General features: G+C 53.5%; 22 protein-coding genes. 13 read left to right on the top strand and 9 right to left on the bottom strand.

Annotated elements, in window-relative coordinates; translation table 11 throughout:
- Window positions 1-11 precede the first annotated feature (11 nt).
- A complete protein-coding gene (gene sohB / locus O1724_RS12875) occupies window positions 12-1,058 on the top strand; it encodes a protease SohB (protein ID WP_022651351.1) in 1,047 nt (348 codons plus the stop codon).
- Window positions 1,059-1,093: 35 nt separating this feature from the next.
- On the opposite strand, the gene O1724_RS12870 is transcribed toward sohB, so the two are convergent.
- Entirely contained in the window at window positions 1,094-1,345 is a 252-nt protein-coding gene (locus O1724_RS12870; protein ID WP_003856804.1) for a YciN family protein, read from the bottom strand.
- Between the two features lie 398 nt (window positions 1,346-1,743).
- Between O1724_RS12870 and topA the strand changes: the two genes are divergently transcribed.
- The 6 genes from topA to acnA all read left to right on the top strand — a co-directional run bounded on the left by topA (window position 1,744) and on the right by acnA (window position 9,229).
- Window positions 1,744-4,341 carry a type I DNA topoisomerase gene (gene topA, locus O1724_RS12865; protein WP_003856806.1) on the top strand — a complete coding sequence of 866 codons (2,598 nt, stop codon included), beginning with the start codon at window positions 1,744-1,746 and terminating at the stop codon, window positions 4,339-4,341.
- 186 nt (window positions 4,342-4,527) lie between these two features.
- Window positions 4,528-5,502 (top strand): HTH-type transcriptional regulator CysB, encoded by a 975-nt coding sequence (gene cysB, locus O1724_RS12860; RefSeq protein ID WP_006810844.1) that lies wholly within the window; start codon window positions 4,528-4,530, stop codon window positions 5,500-5,502.
- 336 nt (window positions 5,503-5,838) lie between these two features.
- Window positions 5,839-5,979: a YmiA family putative membrane protein gene (locus tag O1724_RS12855; RefSeq protein ID WP_213083754.1), complete on the top strand. Its 141-nt coding sequence runs from the start codon at window positions 5,839-5,841 to the stop codon at window positions 5,977-5,979.
- Between the two features lie 2 nt (window positions 5,980-5,981).
- Window positions 5,982-6,152 carry a hypothetical protein gene (locus O1724_RS12850; RefSeq protein ID WP_006810843.1) on the top strand — a complete coding sequence of 57 codons (171 nt, stop codon included), beginning with the start codon at window positions 5,982-5,984 and terminating at the stop codon, window positions 6,150-6,152.
- A 137-nt stretch (window positions 6,153-6,289) separates the two neighbouring features.
- A complete protein-coding gene (ymiC, locus tag O1724_RS12845) occupies window positions 6,290-6,388 on the top strand; it encodes a small membrane protein YmiC (RefSeq protein WP_234833966.1) in 99 nt (32 codons plus the stop codon).
- Window positions 6,389-6,553: 165 nt separating this feature from the next.
- Window positions 6,554-9,229 (top strand): aconitate hydratase AcnA, encoded by a 2,676-nt coding sequence (acnA, locus tag O1724_RS12840; protein WP_126297051.1) that lies wholly within the window; start codon window positions 6,554-6,556, stop codon window positions 9,227-9,229.
- 36 nt (window positions 9,230-9,265) lie between these two features.
- Here acnA and ribA read toward each other — a convergent pair whose 3' ends face one another.
- On the bottom strand, window positions 9,266-9,856 hold the full coding sequence (gene ribA, locus O1724_RS12835) for a GTP cyclohydrolase II (protein WP_003856813.1): 591 nt from the start codon (window positions 9,854-9,856) through the stop codon (window positions 9,266-9,268).
- Between the two features lie 197 nt (window positions 9,857-10,053).
- Between ribA and pgpB the strand changes: the two genes are divergently transcribed.
- The 5 genes from pgpB (at window position 10,054) to yciH (ending at window position 13,702) form a co-directional block, all read left to right on the top strand.
- Window positions 10,054-10,821 (top strand): phosphatidylglycerophosphatase B, encoded by a 768-nt coding sequence (gene pgpB / locus O1724_RS12830; RefSeq protein WP_126297059.1) that lies wholly within the window; start codon window positions 10,054-10,056, stop codon window positions 10,819-10,821.
- Between the two features lie 148 nt (window positions 10,822-10,969).
- Window positions 10,970-11,278, top strand: coding sequence for a LapA family protein (locus O1724_RS12825; RefSeq protein WP_003856817.1), 309 nt, complete (start codon window positions 10,970-10,972; stop codon window positions 11,276-11,278).
- A 6-nt stretch (window positions 11,279-11,284) separates the two neighbouring features.
- Complete coding sequence (lapB, locus tag O1724_RS12820) at window positions 11,285-12,454, top strand: lipopolysaccharide assembly protein LapB (protein WP_003856819.1); 1,170 nt, start codon at window positions 11,285-11,287, stop codon at window positions 12,452-12,454.
- Between the two features lie 184 nt (window positions 12,455-12,638).
- Window positions 12,639-13,376: an orotidine-5'-phosphate decarboxylase gene (gene pyrF / locus O1724_RS12815; protein ID WP_003856820.1), complete on the top strand. Its 738-nt coding sequence runs from the start codon at window positions 12,639-12,641 to the stop codon at window positions 13,374-13,376.
- On the top strand, window positions 13,376-13,702 hold the full coding sequence (gene yciH / locus O1724_RS12810; protein ID WP_126297052.1) for a stress response translation initiation inhibitor YciH: 327 nt from the start codon (window positions 13,376-13,378) through the stop codon (window positions 13,700-13,702). Before pyrF ends, yciH begins: the two co-directional genes overlap by 1 nt.
- A 104-nt stretch (window positions 13,703-13,806) precedes the next feature.
- Here the strand turns inward: yciH and osmB are convergent, their stop codons facing one another.
- The 3 genes from osmB to O1724_RS12795 all read right to left on the bottom strand — a co-directional run bounded on the left by osmB (window position 13,807) and on the right by O1724_RS12795 (window position 15,260).
- Complete coding sequence (osmB, locus tag O1724_RS12805) at window positions 13,807-14,025, bottom strand: osmotically-inducible lipoprotein OsmB (protein ID WP_003856823.1); 219 nt, start codon at window positions 14,023-14,025, stop codon at window positions 13,807-13,809.
- Between the two features lie 262 nt (window positions 14,026-14,287).
- Window positions 14,288-15,040, bottom strand: coding sequence for a DNA-binding transcriptional regulator YciT (gene yciT, locus O1724_RS12800; protein WP_003856824.1), 753 nt, complete (start codon window positions 15,038-15,040; stop codon window positions 14,288-14,290).
- A 37-nt stretch (window positions 15,041-15,077) separates the two neighbouring features.
- Entirely contained in the window at window positions 15,078-15,260 is a 183-nt protein-coding gene (locus O1724_RS12795; protein ID WP_003856825.1) for a YciZ family protein, read from the bottom strand.
- Window positions 15,261-15,451: 191 nt separating this feature from the next.
- Between O1724_RS12795 and O1724_RS12790 the strand changes: the two genes are divergently transcribed.
- Entirely contained in the window at window positions 15,452-16,321 is an 870-nt protein-coding gene (locus O1724_RS12790; RefSeq protein WP_003856826.1) for a crotonase/enoyl-CoA hydratase family protein, read from the top strand.
- Here the strand turns inward: O1724_RS12790 and pdeR are convergent.
- The 4 genes from pdeR to fabI all read right to left on the bottom strand — a co-directional run bounded on the left by pdeR (window position 16,318) and on the right by fabI (window position 22,464).
- On the bottom strand, window positions 16,318-18,309 hold the full coding sequence (pdeR, locus tag O1724_RS12785) for a cyclic di-GMP phosphodiesterase (protein WP_003856827.1): 1,992 nt from the start codon (window positions 18,307-18,309) through the stop codon (window positions 16,318-16,320). The genes O1724_RS12790 and pdeR overlap by 4 nt on opposite strands.
- A gap of 204 nt (window positions 18,310-18,513) precedes the next feature.
- Entirely contained in the window at window positions 18,514-20,448 is a 1,935-nt protein-coding gene (locus O1724_RS12780) for an exoribonuclease II (RefSeq protein ID WP_022651348.1), read from the bottom strand.
- Between the two features lie 88 nt (window positions 20,449-20,536).
- The gene (locus O1724_RS12775; protein ID WP_022651347.1) at window positions 20,537-21,523 is read right to left on the bottom strand and encodes a CMD domain-containing protein; all 987 of its coding nucleotides are present in this window, start codon (window positions 21,521-21,523) and stop codon (window positions 20,537-20,539) included.
- A 152-nt stretch (window positions 21,524-21,675) separates the two neighbouring features.
- Entirely contained in the window at window positions 21,676-22,464 is a 789-nt protein-coding gene (gene fabI / locus O1724_RS12770) for an enoyl-ACP reductase FabI (protein ID WP_003856831.1), read from the bottom strand.
- Between the last annotated feature and the right edge of the window lie 301 nt (window positions 22,465-22,765).

The following is a 22,765-nucleotide window of genomic DNA, read 5'->3' as shown; positions in this document are numbered from 1 at the left end:
AGGTGGAACGCGTGGAATTACTTTCTCAGTATGGGTTGTTTTTGGCCAAAATCGCGACGGTGGTTATAGCTGTCGCGGTGATTGCCGTCCTGATTGTTAACCTGACGCAGCGTAAGCGTCAGCGTGGTGAGTTACGCATTACCCGCCTGAGCGAACAGTATAAAGAGATGCAGGAGGAGATGTCTCTGGCGCTGCTTGACGATCATCAACAGAAGCTGTGGCTAAAAGCCCAGAAGAAAAAACATAAGCAGGACGCCAAAGCTGCGAAGGCGAAAGCTAAACTCGCCACGCCACAGGCTGACGCAAAACCGCGCGTCTATGTGCTCGATTTTAAAGGTAGCATGGATGCGCATGAAGTCTCCTCACTGCGTGAAGAAGTGACGGCGGTGCTGGCCGTGGCGACAGCCCAGGATCAGGTGGTGGTACGCCTTGAAAGCCCGGGTGGCGTAGTGCATGGGTATGGACTGGCGGCTTCGCAGTTACAACGTCTGCGGGATAAACAGATCCCGCTCACCGTGGCGGTAGATAAGGTCGCGGCGAGTGGCGGCTATATGATGGCGTGCGTGGCGGATAAAATCGTCGCGGCACCGTTCTCCATTATCGGCTCGATTGGGGTAGTCGCGCAGATCCCTAACTTCAATCGTTTCCTGAAAAACAAAGAGATCGACATTGAACTGCATACGGCGGGCCAGTACAAACGTACGCTGACGCTGCTCGGCGAAAATACCGAAGAGGGACGGCAGAAATTCCGGGAAGATCTGAACGAAACCCACCATCTGTTCAAAGATTTCGTGCACCGCATGCGCCCAACGCTGGACATTGAGCAGGTGGCTACGGGCGAGCACTGGTACGGCACGCAGGCGCAGGAGAAAGGGCTGGTGGATGAAGTGGGTACCAGCGACGACCTCCTGCTCAACCTGATGGACGGCCGTGAGCTGGTGGGGGTGCGCTTCACCCGACGTAAGCGCCTGCTCGACCGTTTTACCAATAGCGCGGCAGAAAGCGCGGATCGCCTGCTGCTACGCTGGTTGCAGCGCGGACAAAAGCCGCTGCTGTAAAGAAAAACGCGAGGCAGATGCCTCGCGTTTTCGTTTTAATCGACCAGGTGGTACTTCTCTGAGAGGGTATGCGCCAGGTATTTAAACATGTTAAATACGGCGGTGCTTTTTGGGGTGGGTAATCCTTGTTCATCAAGGAAGTATTCACCGCTGAACACCAGCACGCCATTACGTTGTTCCACGCCAGTCGCTTCAATCCCCGCCAGGGTGTCTTCATGGTCGCGAATGAGTTTGTTTGCTTCGATAAGCAGTGAAGCTCGGTCAATGGGTTGGGTCGTATTCTGCATATTCCACTCCTTAAACAGTGACAATAGTCTACGCCTGGGTCGCTTCGGGGGCAAATTTTCCCTGTTATCAGAGGGGATAAGGAACAGGGGCTGGCTGGCGGGATTTGCTTTTGCATGCTAATAAAGTTGCGTAACGAATTTTATCAGGTACAGTGTGCGCTTTCGTCATTCTGGCAACAGAATTGCTTGACATTCGACCGGGAATTCGTCACGAATGAACTTTGATGTGAGAAAAATACCCGAAAACTCAATGACCTGGATGTCGCCATTCTGACGTTCGGTAACACATAGGGGTTGATATCCCCTGACGACGTCGCAATATCAATGGCTCGTCGTCAGCGGAAGGGAAATCAACGTGCGGCGTATTCCTGGAAGAATTAAATTAGGTAAAGGTGAATATGGGTAAAGCTCTCGTCATCGTTGAGTCCCCGGCAAAAGCCAAAACGATCAATAAATATCTGGGCAATGACTACGTGGTTAAGTCCAGCGTTGGTCACATTCGCGACTTGCCGACCAGTGGCTCAGCCAGCAAAAAGAGCGCAGACTCTACCTCCACCAAAGGGGCTAAAAAGCCTAAAAAGGATGAACGTAGCGCGCTTGTCAACCGCATGGGTGTTAACCCATGGCACAACTGGGATGCACATTACGAAGTGCTGCCAGGCAAAGAAAAAGTCGTTAACGAGCTGAAACAGCTTGCTGAAAAAGCAGACCACATTTATCTCGCAACCGACCTTGACCGCGAAGGGGAGGCCATCGCATGGCACCTGCGGGAAGTGATCGGGGGTGATGACAAACGCTACAGCCGTGTAGTGTTCAACGAAATTACAAAGAATGCGATTCGTCAGGCGTTTGAAAAGCCGGGTGAACTGAATATCGACCGTGTTAACGCTCAGCAGGCGCGTCGCTTTATGGACCGCGTTGTAGGCTACATGGTCTCGCCGTTGCTGTGGAAAAAGGTCGCTCGCGGCCTGTCTGCGGGGCGTGTGCAGTCTGTTGCTGTTCGTCTTGTTGTTGAGCGTGAACGCGAGATCAAAGCGTTCGTCCCGGAAGAGTTCTGGGAAGTGGATGCGAATGTCACCACGCCGGGCGGCGATGCGCTGCCGTTGCAGGTGAGCCACCACAACGACAAACCGTTCCGTCCTGAAAATCGCGATCAGACCATGGCCGCCGTGGCGCTGCTGGAAAAAGCGCGTTATCAGGTTCTGGATCGTGAAGACAAACCGACCAGCAGCAAGCCTGGCGCACCGTTTATCACGTCAACGCTTCAGCAGGCGGCGAGTACGCGTCTGGGTTACGGCGTGAAGAAAACCATGATGATGGCCCAGCGTTTGTATGAAGCGGGTTACATCACCTACATGCGTACTGACTCCACCAACCTGAGCCAGGATGCTGTCAACATGGTGCGCGGCTATATCGAGGACAACTTCGGTAAGAAATACCTGCCGGACAGTCCTAATCAGTACGCCAGCAAAGAGAATTCTCAGGAAGCGCACGAAGCGATTCGACCTTCTGACGTTTCCGTTCTGGCAGAATCGCTGAAAGATATGGAAGCGGACGCCCAGAAGCTGTATCAGCTGATCTGGCGCCAGTTCGTAGCCTGCCAGATGACGCCAGCGAAATACGACTCCACCACGCTGACCGTCGGCGCGGGTGATTTCCGCCTGAAAGCGCGCGGCCGTATTCTGCGCTTCGACGGCTGGACAAAAGTGATGCCTGCGCTGCGTAAAGGTGATGAAGACAGAACGCTGCCTTCAGTCAACAAAGGTGACGAGCTGTCGCTGGTTGATCTGGTCCCGGCTCAGCACTTCACCAAGCCACCTGCGCGCTTTAGCGAAGCATCGCTGGTGAAAGAGCTGGAAAAACGCGGCATCGGTCGCCCGTCCACCTATGCGTCAATCATTTCGACCATTCAGGATCGTGGATACGTTCGCGTTGAGAACCGTCGTTTCTATGCTGAAAAAATGGGGGAGATTGTCACCGACCGTCTGGAAGCGAACTTCCGCGAGTTGATGAACTATGACTTCACCGCGCAGATGGAAGACAGCCTCGATGAGGTTGCCAGCCATAAGGCAGAGTGGAAGAAAGTTCTCGACAGCTTCTTCAGCGATTTTACCAATCAGCTTGAGAAAGCCGAGAAAGATCCTGAAGAAGGCGGCATGCTGCCTAACCAGATGGTACTGACCAGCATCGACTGCCCAACCTGTGGCCGTAAAATGGGGATCCGTACCGCGACCACGGGCGTGTTCCTCGGTTGCTCTGGTTATGCGCTGTCACCGAAAGAGCGTTGCAAAACCACCATCAACCTCGTGCCGGAGAACGAAGTTCTCAACGTGCTGGAAGGTGACGATGCGGAGACCAACGCACTGCGCGCCAAACGCCGCTGTAAGAAATGCGGCACGGCGATGGACAGCTACCTGATCGATCCAAAACGCAAACTGCACGTTTGTGGCAATAACCCGACCTGCGATGGTTATGAGATCGAAGAAGGTGAGTTCCGCATTAAGGGCTATGACGGTCCGATCGTTGAGTGTGAGAAATGTGGTTCCGAAATGCACCTGAAAATGGGACGCTTCGGTAAGTACATGGCATGCACCAACGACGACTGTAAAAACACGCGTAAGATCCTGCGTAACGGTGAAGTTGCGCCGCCGAAGGAAGATCCGGTTCCGCTTCCTGAGCTGCCGTGTGAGAAGTCAGACGCGTATTTCGTGCTACGTGACGGCGCTGCCGGGGTATTCCTGGCGGCCAACACCTTCCCGAAATCGCGCGAAACCCGTGCGCCGCTGGTAGAAGAGTTGTACCGCTTCCGTGACCGTCTGCCGGAAAAACTGCGTTACCTGGCCGATGCGCCACAGCAGGATCCGGAAGGCAACAAAACCGTGGTGCGCTTCAGCCGTAAAACGAAGCAGCAGTACGTGGCGGCAGAGAAAGAGGGCAAAGCGACCGGATGGTCAGCCTTCTTCGTCGACGGGAAATGGGTTGAAGGCAAGAAATAATCTTCCCTTACCGTAATTTACCTGTGAAAGGGCCGGACTTCCGGCCCTTTTTTATTACGTAGTTATTATTTTTTGTTCCGTACTATACAGCCTGGCTATAAATGATATAGTGGTTATAGTTAACCCTTTTCTTATTATTAAATCGTCTTAAGCGATTGACTCATGCGCTAAATCGGATGGTCTGGCATGAAATTACAGCAGCTTCGCTATATCGTTGAGGTCGTCAATCATAACCTCAATGTCTCTTCCACCGCAGAGGGTCTTTATACCTCGCAGCCCGGCATCAGCAAGCAGGTGCGTATGCTGGAGGATGAGTTAGGTATTCAGATCTTTGCCCGCAGCGGTAAGCACCTGACTCAGGTCACGCCGGCTGGACAGGAAATCATACGCATCGCACGGGAAGTGCTCTCCAAAGTCGACGCCATTAAATCCGTCGCCGGGGAACATACCTGGCCGGATAAAGGCTCTCTGTATATTGCCACCACGCACACCCAGGCGCGTTATGCGCTTCCCGGGGTGATCAAAGGTTTCATCGAACGCTATCCCCGCGTTTCCCTGCATATGCATCAGGGCTCACCGACGCAAATCGCAGAGGCCGTATCTAAAGGCAATGCAGACTTCGCTATCGCGACGGAAGCCCTCCATCTGTACGATGATCTGGTCATGCTCCCGTGCTACCACTGGAACCGCTCTATTGTCGTGACCCCGGATCACCCGCTGGCGGGGAAGGGCGAAGTGACAATCGAAGAACTGGCGCAATACCCGCTGGTGACCTATACGTTCGGCTTTACGGGCCGTTCTGAACTGGACACCGCGTTTAACCGCGCCGGATTAACGCCACGGATTGTCTTTACGGCGACGGATGCGGACGTCATAAAAACGTATGTGCGTCTGGGCCTGGGCGTTGGGGTTATTGCCAGCATGGCGGTAGATCCTGTCTCAGACCCGGATCTGGTGCGTCTGGATGCGCATGATATTTTCAGCCACAGCACCACCAAGATAGGTTTTCGTCGCAGCACGTTCCTGCGCAGCTATATGTATGATTTTATTCAACGCTTCGCGCCACATTTAACGCGCGACGTGGTGGATACAGCTGTAGCGTTACGCTCCAATGAAGACATCGAAGAGATGTTTAAAGACATTAAACTTCCCGCCAAATAATCACACCCGGTATCTTTCTGGTACGGAAAGATACCGTCATTCCCCTTTAAACCTGAATTAGAATTATCATCATCTACGTCCACTGTCATATATCGTCATAACCCATTAAATGACTATGGTTTTACTGTCGCAAATTTGCGACAAAAGTAGAAACTAATTTACAGGTGTGCAAATTATTCTTTTCAATTATTTATTTCGGGTCAAAAGATTGAATTTTCCCAGGCCCAGATACGTAAATTCACTGGCTTTTCGGCTAAAGTTTCTTTAGGATTTATCTCATCAGATGATTACTTGTGCCAATTGTTTGGTCTCTAAATGATAAGCGATGTCGATTGTATGAGGTTAGCAATGCCGTCAGGAAGTGAAGAACCGCAAAGGGATCCCGCGCTTAAGCGTAAAGCCTGGCTGGCGGTCTTTCTTGGCTCTGCCCTGTTCTGGGTGGTGGTTGCTCTTCTTGTCTGGAATTACTGGGGTTGATTATGGTCATGACGGTGCGTACAGAAGCGAGAAAAGAGATGTGTCAGCTTCGTGACAATGCTCACAAAGCCCGTAAGGCGCCAGCAACCAGCGTGCCAGCTTCCTGGAAACTGACGCCACAGCAGCAGGCCTTTATTGATGTGTTCGCGGAAGACGAACCCAAAAAACAATAATTTTGAATTTTGCGTAATGATGCAAATAGTCTGAATAAAGACTGTGCGCTTTTGTACTCCTTAATAAATACACATCAGCAATATAGAACGAGGGCAGACCTCGCAACCTTAAATAATTAAAGTCTGGTGTCCCTATGATGAATAACATGACAACCGTAAAATACTGGTCATGGCTCGGCGTATTCTCAGCGTCGATCCTCTTCTGGTGTCAGTTCCTCTGGCTGGCCTTGCACTAAATCGTAAAACCTCGCCACGGCGGGGTTTTTTGTTTTATCCCTCGCGTTGGACCATTCCTAAATTTATCAATTTGGGTTGATATCAAAACGTTACGACATCTTTGTGTTATCTTTAATTACAGCCCTGATGATTGTCAGGACATCCCTGTTTTTAAGGAGGAGCTTATGTCGTTAACCCTACGCGAAGCCAGTAAGGACACATTACAGGCGGAAAATAAAACCTGGCGCTACTATAGCTTATCGCTGGCTGCCAGAACGCTTGGGGACATTTCGCGGTTACCCAAGTCGCTGAAAGTCTTACTGGAAAACCTCTTGCGCTGGCAGGATGGCGACTCGGTTACCGAGGAGGATATCCAGGCTCTGGCAGGGTGGCTGAAGAATGCACATGCAGACAGAGAAATTGCCTATCGCCCGGCCAGGGTGCTTATGCAGGATTTCACCGGCGTACCAGCGGTTGTGGATTTGGCTGCCATGCGTGAAGCCGTTAAGCGTCTCGGAGGCGATACTGCTAAGGTTAACCCCCTGTCCCCGGTAGACCTCGTCATTGACCACTCCGTCACCGTCGATCACTTTGGTGACGACGATGCTTTCGGCGAAAACGTCCGTCTGGAGATGGAACGTAACCATGAACGCTACGTATTTCTGAAATGGGGTCAGCAGGCGTTCAGCCGCTTCAGCGTTGTTCCACCGGGCACCGGCATTTGTCACCAGGTCAACCTGGAATATCTCGGCAAAGCCGTCTGGAGTGAATTGCAGGATAAAGAGTGGGTGGCTTACCCGGATACGCTGGTGGGCACCGATTCACACACAACCATGATTAACGGCCTTGGCGTTCTGGGTTGGGGCGTCGGTGGTATTGAAGCGGAAGCGGCCATGCTCGGCCAGCCGGTATCAATGCTCATTCCCGATGTGGTGGGCTTTAAGCTGACCGGTAAATTGTCCGAAGGCATCAACGCCACGGATCTGGTTCTGACGGTCACCCAGATGCTGCGTAAGCATGGTGTGGTGGGTAAATTCGTTGAATTTTATGGCGATGGTCTGGATTCCTTGCCGCTGGCGGACCGGGCCACCATCGCCAACATGGCGCCGGAATATGGCGCGACCTGCGGCTTTTTCCCGATTGATAGCGTTACGCTGGAGTATATGCGCCTCAGTGGTCGCAGCGAGGAGCAGGTGGCCCTCGTTGAGGCCTATACTAAAGCGCAGGGCATGTGGCGTAACCCGGGTGACGAGCCGGTATTTACCAGTACGCTGGAACTGGATATGGGCACCGTTGAAGCAAGCCTCGCAGGGCCAAAACGTCCGCAGGACCGCGTCGCCCTGAGCAACGTTCCCAAAGCCTTTGCCGCCAGCAATGAGCTGGAGGTTAACGCCGCGCAAAAAGATCACCGTCCGGTGGACTATGTTCTGAACGGGCATCAGTATCAGCTTCCTGACGGCGCCGTGGTGATCGCCGCTATCACTTCCTGTACCAACACATCCAACCCGAGTGTGTTAATGGCTGCCGGGCTGTTGGCAAAAAAAGCGGTAGAACTGGGGCTCAAGCCACAGCCGTGGGTTAAAGCCTCTCTGGCGCCTGGTTCGAAAGTGGTTTCCGATTATCTGGCGCAGGCCAGACTCACGCCTTACCTCGACGAGCTGGGCTTCAACCTGGTGGGCTACGGCTGTACGACCTGTATCGGTAACTCTGGTCCACTGCCTGAGCCTATTGAAGTGGCGATCAGGCAGGGTGATTTGACCGTTGGCGCGGTACTTTCCGGTAACCGAAACTTTGAAGGGCGTATTCATCCGCTGGTGAAAACCAACTGGCTGGCCTCGCCGCCGCTGGTTGTAGCTTATGCGCTGGCCGGAAACATGAACATTAACCTGGCGACCGATCCGATTGGTCACGATCGCAAAAATGAACCGGTCTATCTGAAAGACATCTGGCCATCATCGCGTGAAATTGCGCGCGCGGTAGAGAAAGTTTCCACCGAGATGTTCCGCAAAGAGTATGCGGAAGTGTTCGAAGGCACAGCGGAATGGAAAGCGATCGACGTGGTGGGTTCCGATACCTATGACTGGCAGGATGATTCCACCTATATTCGCCTGTCGCCATTCTTCGACGAAATGCTGGCGGAGCCTGCACCGCTGAAAGATATTCACGGCGCGCGGATCCTGGCGATGCTGGGCGATTCCGTCACCACCGACCATATCTCTCCGGCGGGGAGCATCAAGGCGGATAGTCCGGCAGGTCGGTATCTGCAAAGCCGTGGCGTGGAACGTCGCGATTTCAACTCCTATGGTTCGCGCCGTGGTAACCACGAAGTGATGATGCGCGGGACCTTTGCCAACATCCGCATTCGCAATGAAATGGTTCCGGGCGTGGAAGGGGGCATGACGCGCCACCTGCCGGATACAGAGGTCATTTCAATTTATGACGCAGCCATGAAGTATCAGCAGGAGGGGACGCCGCTGGCCGTTATTGCCGGTAAAGAGTACGGTTCCGGTTCCAGTCGCGACTGGGCGGCAAAAGGTCCGCGTCTGCTCGGGGTTCGCGTGGTGATTGCCGAATCCTTTGAACGTATCCACCGCTCAAACCTGATCGGCATGGGGATCTTGCCGCTGGAGTTCCCGCAGGGCGTGACGCGTAAAACGCTGGGTCTGACCGGGGAAGAGCAGATTGATATCAGCGGTCTGCAAAATCTGCAACCGGGTAAAACCGTTCCGGTGAAATTAACGCGCGCAGATGGTACGACAGAAGTGCTGGATTGCCGGTGTCGTATTGATACGGCAACAGAGCTGACCTATTACCAGAACGACGGCATTTTACATTATGTAATTCGTAAGATGCTGGACTGATAAAATCGCCCGGCACATGTGCCGGGCGTTTTGCGTTTACTCGCTCAGCAGATGCCCCATTTTGGCGGCTTTAGTATCGAGGTAGTGCGCGTTTTTCGGGTTGCGGCCGACAATCAGCGGCACGCGTTCCACGATATTGATGCCCGCTTCAGTGAGGATTTCCACTTTTTTCGGGTTATTGGTCAACAGACGCACTTCGTCCACGCCCAGCAGCTTGAACATATCTGCGCACAGGGTGAAATCGCGCTCGTCAGCAGCAAAGCCGAGCTGATGGTTCGCTTCGACGGTATCGTAGCCCTGATCCTGCAACGCGTAGGCGCGGATTTTATTCAGCAGGCCAATATTGCGTCCTTCCTGACGGTGATACAGCAGAACGCCACGTCCTTCCTCTGCGATATGAGAAAGGGCGGCTTCAAGCTGGAAACCGCAGTCGCACCGCAGGCTGAACAGGGCGTCACCGGTCAGACACTCTGAATGAACGCGGGACAGCACCGGCGTTTGCCCCGAAATGTCGCCGAATACCAGGGCGACGTGATCTTGCCCGGTTGCCAGTTCTTCAAAACCCACCATCAGGAAATCGCCCCATGGGGTTGGCAGTTTGGCTTCTGCCACACGTTTAAGCTGCATGTGATTCTCCAGACCAGGCTGACACGTTTCGTGCCTTTGCCCCATTATGCTTTCTGTATTGGACTATTTTGCCACAAGCCCGGCAACTTCACCTAATCACCACCACGCTTTACAAACGTTAAACGCACAATCCGACATATCCACCTGAATGAAGAAATTCAGTTATGATTGTGGTGCTTAGTGAAAAAGGAGAGGACATGCTTTCGATTGCCAGACGAACGGCCGCAGGTGCCGCCGTATTGCTCGTTATACCCTTGGTCGTTTGGTTCTCCGGCTGGATGTGGCAGCCCGGACAAAACGAGACGTGGCTGAAAGCCCTATACTGGATAACCGAGACGGTCACCCAGCCGTGGGGGATTATTACGCACGTGCTGCTCTGTGGCTGGTTCCTGTGGTGCCTGCGCTTTCGCCTTCGCGCGGCGCTGGTACTGTTTGCCATTCTCGGCGGGGCCATACTCATCGGGCAGGGGGTGAAGTCGTGGGTGAAAGATCGCGTGCAGGAACCCCGTCCTTTCGTCGTCTGGCTGGAAAAAACGCACCATGTTCCGGTGGATGAGTTCTACAATTTAAAGCGTAAAGATCGCGGTGCGCTGGTAAAGGAGCAGCTTGCGGAACAACAGGATATCCCGACCTTTTTACGCAAACACTGGCAAAAAGAGACCGGCTTTGCGTTTCCTTCCGGGCATACGATGTTTGCTGCCAGCTGGGCGCTACTTGGCGTAGGACTGCTGTGGCCGCGTCGGCGTACCCTCACGATTGCGATTTTGCTGGTCTGGGCGACAGGCGTAATGGGCAGCCGGATGCTGCTGGGGATGCACTGGCCGCGTGATTTGGTGGTGGCAACGCTGATCTCGTGGGTACTGGTAACGCTGGCGACCTGGCTTGCACAACGTTTTTGTGGACCCCTGACGCCGCCGCCGGAAGAGAAGGAAGAAATAGCCGAAAGAGAATATGGCGGAACCTGAAGGTTGATATTCCGCATTTTGACCATAAATCCATGTAGGGCGCGTTACTTTTTCCATTTCGCGCCCGCCACTAAAATGGTAGCTTATAAGGCTGATTGCAGTGAGTTGAACACGCTTTATACGCTCGAACCACATAACGGGAAGTCATGTGAAATATTTACTCATTTTCTTACTGGTGTTGGCGATTTTTGTCATTTCAGTCACATTGGGCGCGCAAAACGATCAACAGGTAAGTTTCAACTATCTGCTGGCGCAGGGCGAGTACCGGGTGTCGAGCCTGCTGGCTGTGTTATTCGCGGCGGGGTTTGTCATCGGCTGGCTTGTATGCGGCCTGTTCTGGCTTAAGGTTCGTGTTTCTCTTGTTCGCGCTGAACGTAAAATTAAACGACTTGAACATCAACTTACGCCTGCGTCTGACATTCCGGCGAGCTCTGGTGTGCCGGTAGTCAAGGAATAATCGAATATGCTGGAGTTGTTGTTTCTGCTTTTGCCTGTCGCCGCAGCCTATGGCTGGTATATGGGCCGCAGAAGCGCGCAACAAACAAAACAGGATGAAGCAAACCGACTCTCCCGTGACTACGTAGCGGGGGTGAACTTCCTGCTGAGCAATCAGCAGGATAAAGCGGTGGATCTGTTCCTCGATATGCTTAAAGAGGATACCGGCACCGTTGAGGCGCATCTCACCCTGGGAAACCTGTTCCGCTCGCGCGGAGAGGTTGACCGTGCCATTCGTATCCACCAGACCTTGATGGAAAGCGCTTCGTTGACCTATGAGCAACGGTTGCTGGCCGTGCAGCAGCTGGGGCGAGATTATATGGCCGCGGGGCTTTACGATCGCGCCGAGGATATGTTCTCTCAGCTGGTGGATGAGACGGACTTCCGTATCGGTGCGCTTCAGCAGCTTCTGCAAATCTATCAGGCCACCAGCGACTGGCAAAAAGCGATTGATACCGCTGAACGGCTGGTCAAACTCGGCAAAGACAAACAGCGCGTCGAAATTGCCCACTTCTATTGCGAGCTGGCTCTCCAGCAGATGGGTAGCGATGACATGGATAAAGCCATGGCACTGTTAAAGAAAGGCGCAGCGGCCGATCGCAACAGCGCGCGCATCTCGATCATGATGGGGCGGGTCTTTATGGCTAACGGTGATTACGCCAAAGCCGTGGAGAGCCTGCTTCGCGTTATCGATCAGGACAAAGAGCTGGTCAGCGAAACGTTGGAAATGCTGCAAACCTGCTATCAGCAGCTCGGTAAGCAGGACGAGTGGGTTGCGTTTCTGCGTCGCTGTGTTGAAGAGAATACAGGTGCCACAGCCGAGCTGATGCTGTCAGATGTCGTCGAAGAGCATGAAGGGAGCGATACCGCCCAGGTATACATTACCCGTCAGTTGCAGCGTCATCCTACCATGCGTGTCTTCCATAAGCTGATGGATTACCACCTTAATGACGCAGAAGAAGGGCGCGCTAAAGAGAGCCTGATGGTGCTGCGAGACATGGTGGGTGAACAGGTGCGCAGCAAACCGCGCTATCGCTGCCAGAAATGCGGCTTCACCGCCTATTCGCTCTACTGGCATTGCCCTTCCTGCCGGGCGTGGTCCACCATTAAGCCAATCCGAGGTCTGGACGGACAGTAATTTTTTAAAACGCTGCGCTTTAGTAACAACATACTAATGGTTACAGTAATTCCATCAGCACCGTGCGGTCTGGGGTTCAGCAGGAAAAGCATTCGATTCTGTTCATTTACCCCGAGGGCAGGTAGAATGCACGCCGTTTATCTGTTCCGCGCCGCTGCGCGCCCATAGACGAAAAGGGCTGGTCATGACGTCTGTTACATCCTCCACTTCCCGCGTAGTTACCGATTCTCCCGTAGTTGTTGCTCTGGATTACAATAACCGTGACGCCGCACTGGCCTTTGTTGATGGCATTGATCCCCGCGATTGCCGTCTGAAAGTAGGCAAAGAGATGTTTACGCTGTTCGGCCCACAAATCGTCCGCGATCTGCATCAACGTGGTTTCGACGTTTTCCTCGACCTGAAATTCCACGACATTCCAAATACCACTGCGCACGCCGTTGCTGCGGCAGCTGAACTCGGCGTGTGGATGGTTAACGTACATGCATCGGGCGGGGCACGCATGATGACGGCTGCGCGCGAAGCGCTGGTGCCGTTTGGTAATGACGCTCCGCTTCTGATCGCCGTCACCGTGCTGACCAGTATGGATGAATCCGACCTGCGCGACCTGGGTGTGACGTTGTCACCTGCCGAACATGCAGAGCGTCTGGCGCGCCTCACGCAACAGTGTGGTCTCGATGGCGTGGTCTGTTCGGCTCAGGAGGCGGTTCGCTTCAAATCTGAGTTGGGCCGCGATTTTAAACTGGTGACGCCAGGTATTCGTCCAGCAGGCAGCGAGTCAGGGGATCAGCGACGTATCATGACGCCAGAGCAGGCGCTGAGCGCGGGTGTAGACTATATGGTGATTGGTCGCCCGGTGACGCAATCCGCTCATCCGGCAGAGACCCTGAAAGCGATTAATGCATCACTGAAAAAGGGGGCATAATGCGTGACGCCAACAGTCGTCTGGTCTATTCAACGGATACCGGGCGCATTGAAGAGCCAAAAGAGAAAGCTGAACGTCCAAAAGGCGATGGTATCGTGCGAATTCAGCGCCAGACCAGCGGCAGAAAAGGGAAAGGCGTTTGCCTTGTCACCGGCATTGACCTGGATGTTGCAGACCTGGTAAAGCTCGCCGCTGAGCTTAAAAAGAAGTGCGGATGCGGTGGGGCAGTAAAAGACGGCATTATTGAGATTCAGGGCGATAAACGAGATTTAATTAAAACGCTGCTGGAAGCCAAAGGAATGAAAGTCAAACTGGCGGGCGGCTAAAATAAATGAGCCACGGACATTGCCGTGGCTCTTTTTTTTACGTGCGTAAGTCAGACCTGAAAATACTTAATATATTATTATGCCGGTGAGAGCCGTTATGGTGATTATTTGCCCACCTGGTGACCGATAATACCACCTACGGCAGCACCACCTAATGTACCCAGCGTACTACCATCCGTTAAGACTGCACCACCAAGCGCACCAGCACCGGCACCAATCGCGGTGTTACGGTCACGTTTAGACCAGTTAGAGCAAGCGCTCAGGGACATTGCTACAGTGATTGCCAGAACAGCGGCGGCTAATTTTTTGCTGGTAAAGGTCATAATACTTTCTCCTGAATTATCGATTCACGGAAAGGAATGCACTTTGAGTATAGACAATATCCATACTTAAATTCTGTTCCCGTGAAAGCTGGTCGCGCAGGCGTTTCATCATCACGCAGGTGATAGTCACTTCCTGTTATATCGCTAATGTCAATTTTACGTGTTTAGAACGGTTTCAACAGGTAAAAACTCTTAAAGGAAGGGTCGGAATACTCTCAGAGAAAGGTTTAAGTGCGCCCATTATTCGGGCGCAGCAGGATAATCAGGCCGTTTTTTTTACAATATCGACAGTCAGACCGTCTTGTTCTAATTGCTGGCGATATTCATCACGCAAACGCTCATCCGTGATTACACGGCTGAAGCGCGAGGCCGGCCCCATCGTATAAGGGTGTACGGCGCCAAACTTAGAGCTGTCGGTCAGCACAATCGCTTCACACTCTTTGGCGAGTACGGCGTTAACCACGTCTGAACGCATCATGTCGCGGCCGGTAAAGCCGGTGTCGGGCTGCCAGCCATCAATACCTATGAATGCCTTACTGAAGTGAACCTGCTGAACATATTGGCGCGTTAATGGCCCCACCATGCTTTCGCTTTTCTTCTGGTAAATGCCGCCCAGCAGAATCACCTCGCAGCGAGTTTCCTTCAACAGATGGGCAATATAGCTGCTTACGGTGATGATGGTAACGTCTTTTTGATCGGCAAGCGTACGCGCCAGAAGGGCGTTACTGCTGCCATTTTCAATAAAGACGGTCTCACCGTTATTCACCAGGGATGCAGCAAACTCCGCCAGCTCCCGCTTGAGCGCATAATTGTTCATCATGCGGGTTTCAACGTCGTCGCTGTCCAGTGGAACGGCATATCCGTGCGCACGCCGCAGGTAGCTCTGTTTTTCCAGAAGATTCAGATCCTGACGAATGGTGACTTCAGAAACGCCGGTGGCTTTAGCGAGATCGACCACGCTTACGCGTCCCTGATCGATCACCATCTGCAAAATGATTTGTTGTCGGGAGTTCATAGCATCCATTTAAAAGGCAAGGTCGGAAACGACGTTGTTACACTTCCCACGGGGCTTTAGGTTGAGTGGATTCTGGAGCGTTATCAGCGCCGTTCTCAGCCAGCAGTTCAGACTTGAGGATCTCAAGATTACGGATAGCAGAGTGATAATCGCCTGCGACAAGAATATCCAGCACAGTATCAATACGCTGCGCCACGGCTGTTGCATCAATGTTAGACATAAGCTCACCCTGAAGCGAAAAGTTAATATTATCAATGATGCAGAAAATTGATTCAAAAGAGAAGGTAAAAAATGCAATAACCAAAGTCCATAAATGAAAGTGATAAATTTAACCCCCGTCTGCTGCGGGTTGTAGGGGTGGATTAGTCTAAAACTGCGCGCAACGCGCTTTTTTATAAGAGGAATTCGACTATGACAGTTATCAACCAGACAACCTGCACATTGTTTACTGATGCTGAACGATTCACTCAACTGGCGGCTTATTATGAGGCCGAACGGCGTACGGTGTGGATGATGTTACGCGCCACGCCACGGCCTTGCTTCAACCATGCGCTGATCGAGGAGATCATGAATCTCTCCTGGCTGGTTCGACAGTCCGGATTTGTCGTTGATTTTTGGGTCACCGGATCGCTGGTCCCCGACATCTACAATACCGGCGGTGATTTACAGTTCTTCGTTGAGTGCATCAAAAACAACCGACGCGAAGCGTTACGCGCCTATGCCCGGGCCTGTGTGGACTGCGTTCATGCCGCCTCGCGAGGGTTTGATACCGGCGCTGTCACGCTGGCTATGGTGGAAGGAAGCGCTTTAGGGGGCGGGTTTGAAGCCGCGCTGGCGCATCATTTCATTCTGGCCCAGCGCGATGCCCGATTAGGCTTTCCGGAAATCGCGTTCAATCTGTTCCCGGGCATGGGCGGCTATTCACTGGTGGCGCGTCGTGCCGGCATGAAAATGGCGGAGGCGCTGATCTACAAAGGTGAGACGCATACGGCGGAATGGTATGAGCAGCATGGTCTTGTGGATCTCTTATTTGAGCCGTTACAGAGCTATGTTTCGGTGCGGACGTTTATCGACACGCTACAGCCGAAGCTGAACGGCGTAAGGGCCATGCTGCGTGCACGTACGCGCGTGCTGCCACTTCCGCGAAGCGAGTTGATGGACATTACTGAGGATTGGGTTGATGCCGCCTTCTGCCTTGAACCGAAGGATATCGCCTACATGGAGCGGCTGGTTATGCTGCAAAATCGCCATCAGGCGACGGGCTTACGTAAAGCCAGCTAACGGACATTCCTTGCCTGATAACGTTTTAGCCATCGCTCAAATGCGGCAGCGGGCATGGGCTTAGCAAAAAGATAACCCTGCCGTTCGTTGACGCCATTCTTCGTCAGAAAGGCGTCTTCTTTTGCACTTTCCACCCCTTCAGCAATGACCTGCAAATTTAACGCCTGGGCCACGGCGACTATCGCACGCACCAGCGACTGTGAAATGGACTGCTTATGGATATCCCGCACGAAAGACTGGTCAAGCTTAATGGCATCGATAGGGAAGCGCGCCAGTTGCGACAGGGAAGAGTACCCCGTACCAAAGTCATCCAGATGAATTTGCGCTCCCAGGCGGCTAAATTGCTGGATCACTGACAGGGCCAGTTCTTCATTTTCAATGAGACAGCTTTCGGTTAATTCCACGTCAATCGGGCAGTATTCAAAATTCAGGTCTTTCAGCGCCTGCTTCAGGTCACTGAAGATGGTCTGGTCCGCCAGCTGACGGGCGGAGACGTTGACCGCGACGCGCATGTTGATCCCCTTGTCGCGCCATTTTGCTACCTGGCGCACCACATCAAGCATAACCCAGCGGCCCAGAGGCACAATCAGCCCTGATTCCTCTGCATAGGAGATAAACTCCATCGGCGGGATCAGGCCACGCTCTGGCGACTGCCAGCGCACCAGCGCCTCCAGACTTCTGACTTCGCCGCGCCAGGTCATTTTGGGCTGGTAGTGGATTAACAGCTGATCGTTATCCAGCGCTTTACGCAGGTTGGTATCCAGCCACAGGTATTCAAATACGCGCTGGTTCATCTCTGGCGAGAAGACGCAGAATTTGCCCCGGCCATTTTCTTTGGCGGTGTACATGGCGGTGTCGGCATTGCGAATGACGCTTTCGCGATCGTTACCGTGCTGGGGCGCAAGCGCGATGCCCAGCGAGCAGCCGGTGTAAACCTCAATCAGCCCGATGCGGAAAGGTTGACGCAGTCGGGTCAGTATTCGCGACGCCATCGCTTCCAGCGCGCCCTGCGAGGTATCGGTGGCCATCACGATAAACTCATCCCCACCCAGGCGCGCCAGGGTTTGTCCTTCGTCCAGGCAGCTCAGGATCGCCAGCGCAACGGCCTGTAGCAGCTGGTCGCCAAACATATGCCCATAGGCATCGTTCACTTTTTTAAAATTATCCAGATCGAGATAAACTACGCCAACCTGCGTGTCACCCCGAGCGGTGATGGCATCAGAGATCAGCTCATGGATGGCATTTCGGTTAGGCAAACCGGTAATCGTATCCGTATTGGCGAGAACGCGCAGGCGCTCCTGAGCCCGACGCTCCTCGGTTATGTCGGTACCTGAACAGATGAGGAAAATTTCATTTTTTCCGCTGCCGCTGTGAACAAATTTATTTCTGAAGAGAAACAGGCGCTGCCCCTTGCGGGTCTTGATCCAGCGTTCAACTTCGTAGGAGCTGCCGTTACGAAAAAAACCGGTGATGTTGCGTTTGGAGGCCGCGGCTTCGCTGCGGCTCATAAACAGTTTGAACACGTTTTGCCCGATAACTTCCTGTTCCTTCAGGCCCGTATATTCTTCACTTAAACGGTTGAAGCGCTGAATATTCCCGTTCTGGTCGAGGATCACAATCACGGAGTTAGCCTCGGAAACTACCTGTTCGGCGAAGGAGAGCCCCTGCGCCAGGTCGCGCGCAACGGAAGGAGTATCGTTCCAGGCTGATGCCGTTCCTGCCCACTCATTTTTGTTAATTTTACGGCCGACAAGATGAACGGGAACGTCCACACCGTACAAAGGCAGGGTCATGGCAATGCTGGAGGTGATTACGGTGAGCTGGCGGATCAGCGCGGCCTGTTCATCATCCAGCGCAACCACCTGAATGATGTCAGCGCTTTCACTGGCAGCAAGATGCAGAGCATTGCTGTCTGCTGTCAGTCGCCACCAGGGGCTATGCGTACCCATGTAACGAAACAGCAAATTCTGCTCCAGATCGTCCATCACGTTTTCTCCCGCGGCTGCTGAGTAGCGCACAAATTATTCATTTGCAGTCGACAATGACGGCTCTCTTTTACTGTAGATAATTCTGGAGAAATGTGGCGTTGGGAAACAGAAAAGTGTGAGAAAAAACGATGATTTTGCGGGAGATAATTCAGGAGAGAACTCCCGGCCATCCCTTAACGGAACGGCCGGAAGTTTACGCGGTTATCAGGCGACAGGGCGCGCGATAATACTGCGGGTTTCCATGCGCACTTCAGCGATGGTGACATCAATCACGTCAGTGACCTTGTAAACCGTTTCGCCTTTAATTTGCACGGTCCCGTTTTCCTGGCTACAAACCAGTTCGTCGCGGACGGCATGCAGGAACGGGGCAGGAATAAAGGCAACGGCGCCATTATCCACCAGGCGAACGCGCATACCGCCGCGGCTGATGTCAATGATTTCAGCCGGGAAACGGGTATCAGTCCCTGCCTTATCATTCAGGAAGCGCGCGTACAACCAGTCGCCGACATCACGCTCCGCCATACGGTTGAGACGGCGACGTTCTGCCATCTGCAATGTCGTATCATCCTGTGGGCGGGCAACAGATTCCCCTTTGATGATCGCTTTCAGCAGACGATGGTTAACCATGTCGCCGTACTTACGGATCGGGGAGGTCCAGGTCGCGTAAGCCTCAAGGCCAAGGCCGAAGTGTGGGCCAGGCTCGGTGCTGATTTCCGCAAAGGACTGGAAGCGGCGAATACGGCTGTCGAGGAACCCTGACGGCTGTGCGTCCAGCTCGCGGCGCAGTTTGCAGAAACCTTGCAGGGTCAGCACTTCCTCAGGATCGACGTGTACGTCATGGGTTTTCAGCAGGGCAGCCAGCGCTTCGGTGTTCGCCGGATCAAACCCGGTGTGCACGTTGTAAATGCCAAAGCCTAATTTGTCGCGCAGCACGCGTGCAGCACAAATGTTGGCGGAAATCATCGCTTCTTCAACGATGCGGTTGGCAATACGGCGCGGCTCAGCGACGATATTCAGCACTTCACCTTTTTCACCCAGCACAAAACGGTAGTCCGGACGATCTTTGAAGACCAGCGCGTGAGTTTGACGCCATTCGCTGCGGCTCAGGCAGACGCGGTGCAACAGACGAATTTGTGCGGCAATGTTGTCCGACTCGGGTTTCCAGTTGCCCGTGTTCTCCAGCCAGTCGGACACGTCGTCATAGGCCAGCTTGGCTTTGGATTCGATGGTGGCGGCGAAGAATTCAATATCTTCTTCAATGGTACCGTCAGCTGCAATGGTCATCCGACATGCCAGCACCGGACGTACTTCATGCGCACGCAGCGAACAAAGATCGTCGGAAAGTTCACGCGGCAACATCGGAATGTTAAAGCCCGGCAGGTAGTTGGTGAACGAGCGCACTTTGGCCATCTCGTCCAGCTTGCTGCCTTCGACAATCCATGCGGTAGGGTCGGCGATGGCGACGGTCAGATGCAGTTTGCCATCGGCTGTCTCTTCGGCATACAGCGCATCGTCCATATCCTCGGTGCTGGCGCTGTCAATGGTGACAAAGTCCAGCGCCGTCAGATCGCGACGTTCCAGACCTTCGTCCTGCATTTCAGTCGCCACGCCATCAGGCGCTTCTTTTTCGAGGTTGTGGCGCGCCAGCGTCACCCACCATGGGACGAAATGGTCGTCGCCGAAGGTAATGTATTGGGTAAGCTCGGCGTAGAAACCGCGATCGCCTTTTAAAGGATGACGGCGCATCTCAGCAACCGCCCAGTCACCCTCAACAAAATCATGCTCAACGCCACGCGCGGCGCGGCACGGAATAGCATCTTTCAGGAGAGGATGGTCCGGCACGACGGAAAGACGGTCGTCTTTTTTATGCACTTTCCCGACAAAGCGGGTCAGGAAAGGTTCGATCAGTGCTTCCGGCTCGGCAGACTCTCGTTCCTTTTCGGTATGAATAACGGCCGAAATACGGTCGCCATGCATCACTTTCTTCATCTGAGGAGGCGGAATGAAGTAGCTCTTCTGCCCGTCAACTTCAAGAAAGCCAAAGCCCTTTTCCGTGGCTTTTACGACCCCTTCTGCACGCGGCGTCTGGGAATGCAGTTGCTGTTTAAGCTGCGCTAGCAGCGGGTTGTCCTGAAACATAATGTTCTATTTTCGTAGCCATTGAGCGGCTGACAGTTTTACGCGAATCTCACTGCTACAGCAAGCGCTCTTTAGGTAAAGAGTATGGTTATTCCTCTTTGCCGAGCGCCACACGCAGACGGTCCAGCCAGCCATAAAATGCATCTCGGGTTAGCAGATTGATGGCCTTCTCTGGCGAGAGACCTGACCCGGTCAGGGGCGTTAACTGAGCGGCGCTAAAGCGATCCGGAGAGGCGACGAGCAGCGCACGAGCGGCTGAGATCATCGAAGACGCGGGACCTTCACTTAGCGGATGGTTAAGCAGAATTTCGCCCGTCAGATTAAGTAGCATCGGCTCATGACACAGCACAGGGGTGAGCGCTTCAAGCGCCGGTTCCGCCTGCCAGCGTGAGAGCGCCTCAAGCTGAAGCGCACTGGCATATTTTAGCTCTACCGCGGGTAGCGTGGCGGTCCATCTGCTGAAGCTGACCGGCAGCGTATGGGGCTGAATGTGGTGCCCGGGCAACCAGCGTACCGGATGGCCAAGCAATGCCTGAAATACCGCGACCACTCGCGCCTGAAAACCGACAAAGCCGATGATCTGGTTGATAAGCACAATGTCATACGTTGTGAGTCCAACCTCATCAAGCTGGTTTTGGGCTTTGTCATCGATCACATCGGGTGAGCTTGCTAACTGGCGGGCATACTGGGTAATTTCTGCAAGGCGTCGATTGCTTTCCCGGGAGGAGTCCGGCCCCGGAAGAGGGGCAAGCAGGGCAGCGTAGTGGTTACAGAGCCGCTGAACACCACACGCCTGGGCAACCGTTAATGCCGTGCTCAGCCTGTCGTAGGCGCTGAGCGTATGCAGACGGTTCACGGGAGTATCAAGCGGGAACAAAAGATGACACAGGGTTCGGGCAGGCGTAAGCCAACCAGCACAGCTTGCGAGAATGTCATCGGGCAGGGCTAAATCGAGCAAAAAACGGTCGTCGACGTTAGCGGCTTCGGGCACCAGCGGCAGAACGTCCGTCTGCGAATGATTCGACTGGGTTTCATGATACCAGTGGCCTTTGCCGGAAAAACGGCGTTGTTCCATGGGCGTTCCTTGATCTCAAAATGGCGATCAATATCCTGGCGTAAGGCGGATGAGGGGAAAAATATTGTTAGGTGATAACAAATAGCAGAACGGAATAACGAGGAGCGGGGCGGGGAGAAACTCTCTTCCCTGGCGGGAAGAGAGTGACAAGCTTATTTGATTTCCAGCTCGTTCATTGCAGCGATGTTGAAGCCGCCGTCAACGTGAACCACTTCGCCGGAGATACCTGCGGAAAGGTCAGAGCACAGGAATGCCGCAGAGTTACCCACATCTTCGATGGTAACGGTACGACGAATCGGGGTAACCGCTTCGCAGTGTGCCAGCATTTTACGGAAATCTTTGATACCGGAAGCGGCCAGGGTACGGATTGGACCCGCAGAAATAGCGTTAACACGCACGCCTTCAGGACCCATTGCGTTCGCCATGTAGCGCACGTTGGCTTCCAGAGACGCTTTCGCCAGACCCATAACGTTGTAGTTAGGGATAGCACGTTCTGCGCCGAGGTAGGACAGGGTCAGCAGGGCTGCGCCCGGGTTCAGCATCGCGCGGCAGGATTTTGCCATTGCAACGAAGCTGTAGGAGCTGATGTCGTGGGCGATTTTGAAGCCATCACGGGTAACCGCGTTCACGTAGTCGCCGTCCAGCTGGTCGCCAGGAGCGAAGCCGATGGAGTGAACAAAACCGTCGAATTTCGGCCATGCTTTTGCCAGTTCAGCAAACATGCCATCAATGCTTTCGTCTTGTGCAACGTCACATTCCAGAACAATGCTGGAACCCAGCTGCGCGGCAAATTCTTCTACACGGCCTTTCAGCTTGTCGTTCTGGTAGGTGAACGCCAGCTCAGCGCCTTCGCGATGCATTGCCTGTGCGATGCCGTATGCGATGGACAGTTTGCTGGCAACGCCAGTCACCAGAATGCGCTTACCGGAAAGAAAACCCATAGCTTTAATCCTTATATTCATTGCTTATTTTGCCTTGTAATTCATAGCGTTACAGGCAGTATTTCAAAATCATTCGAAATTAGCTCGAAATTATAGCCCACTCACAGCCCCATGTGTCACGATATTTCTCGCTCCTGCGCCGTGAATGGGCTCACGGAAGAGGTTGAACTGACTCTTCATCAGGCCGTTTCGTGTGTATCCCAGCAGTATATCACCGCACGCGGGGTTCGCCTCATCCAACCAGCGGGCACCGTGACGCCGCCCTCATGCTGATGTGTCCAGCGCCTTTTGCGCAAAATGA

Source organism: Enterobacter cloacae complex sp. HYC074_NIDB (assembly GCF_056673345.1).
Note: the sequence above shows the minus strand (reverse complement) of the source record. Positions and strands in the feature narration are given on the sequence as shown.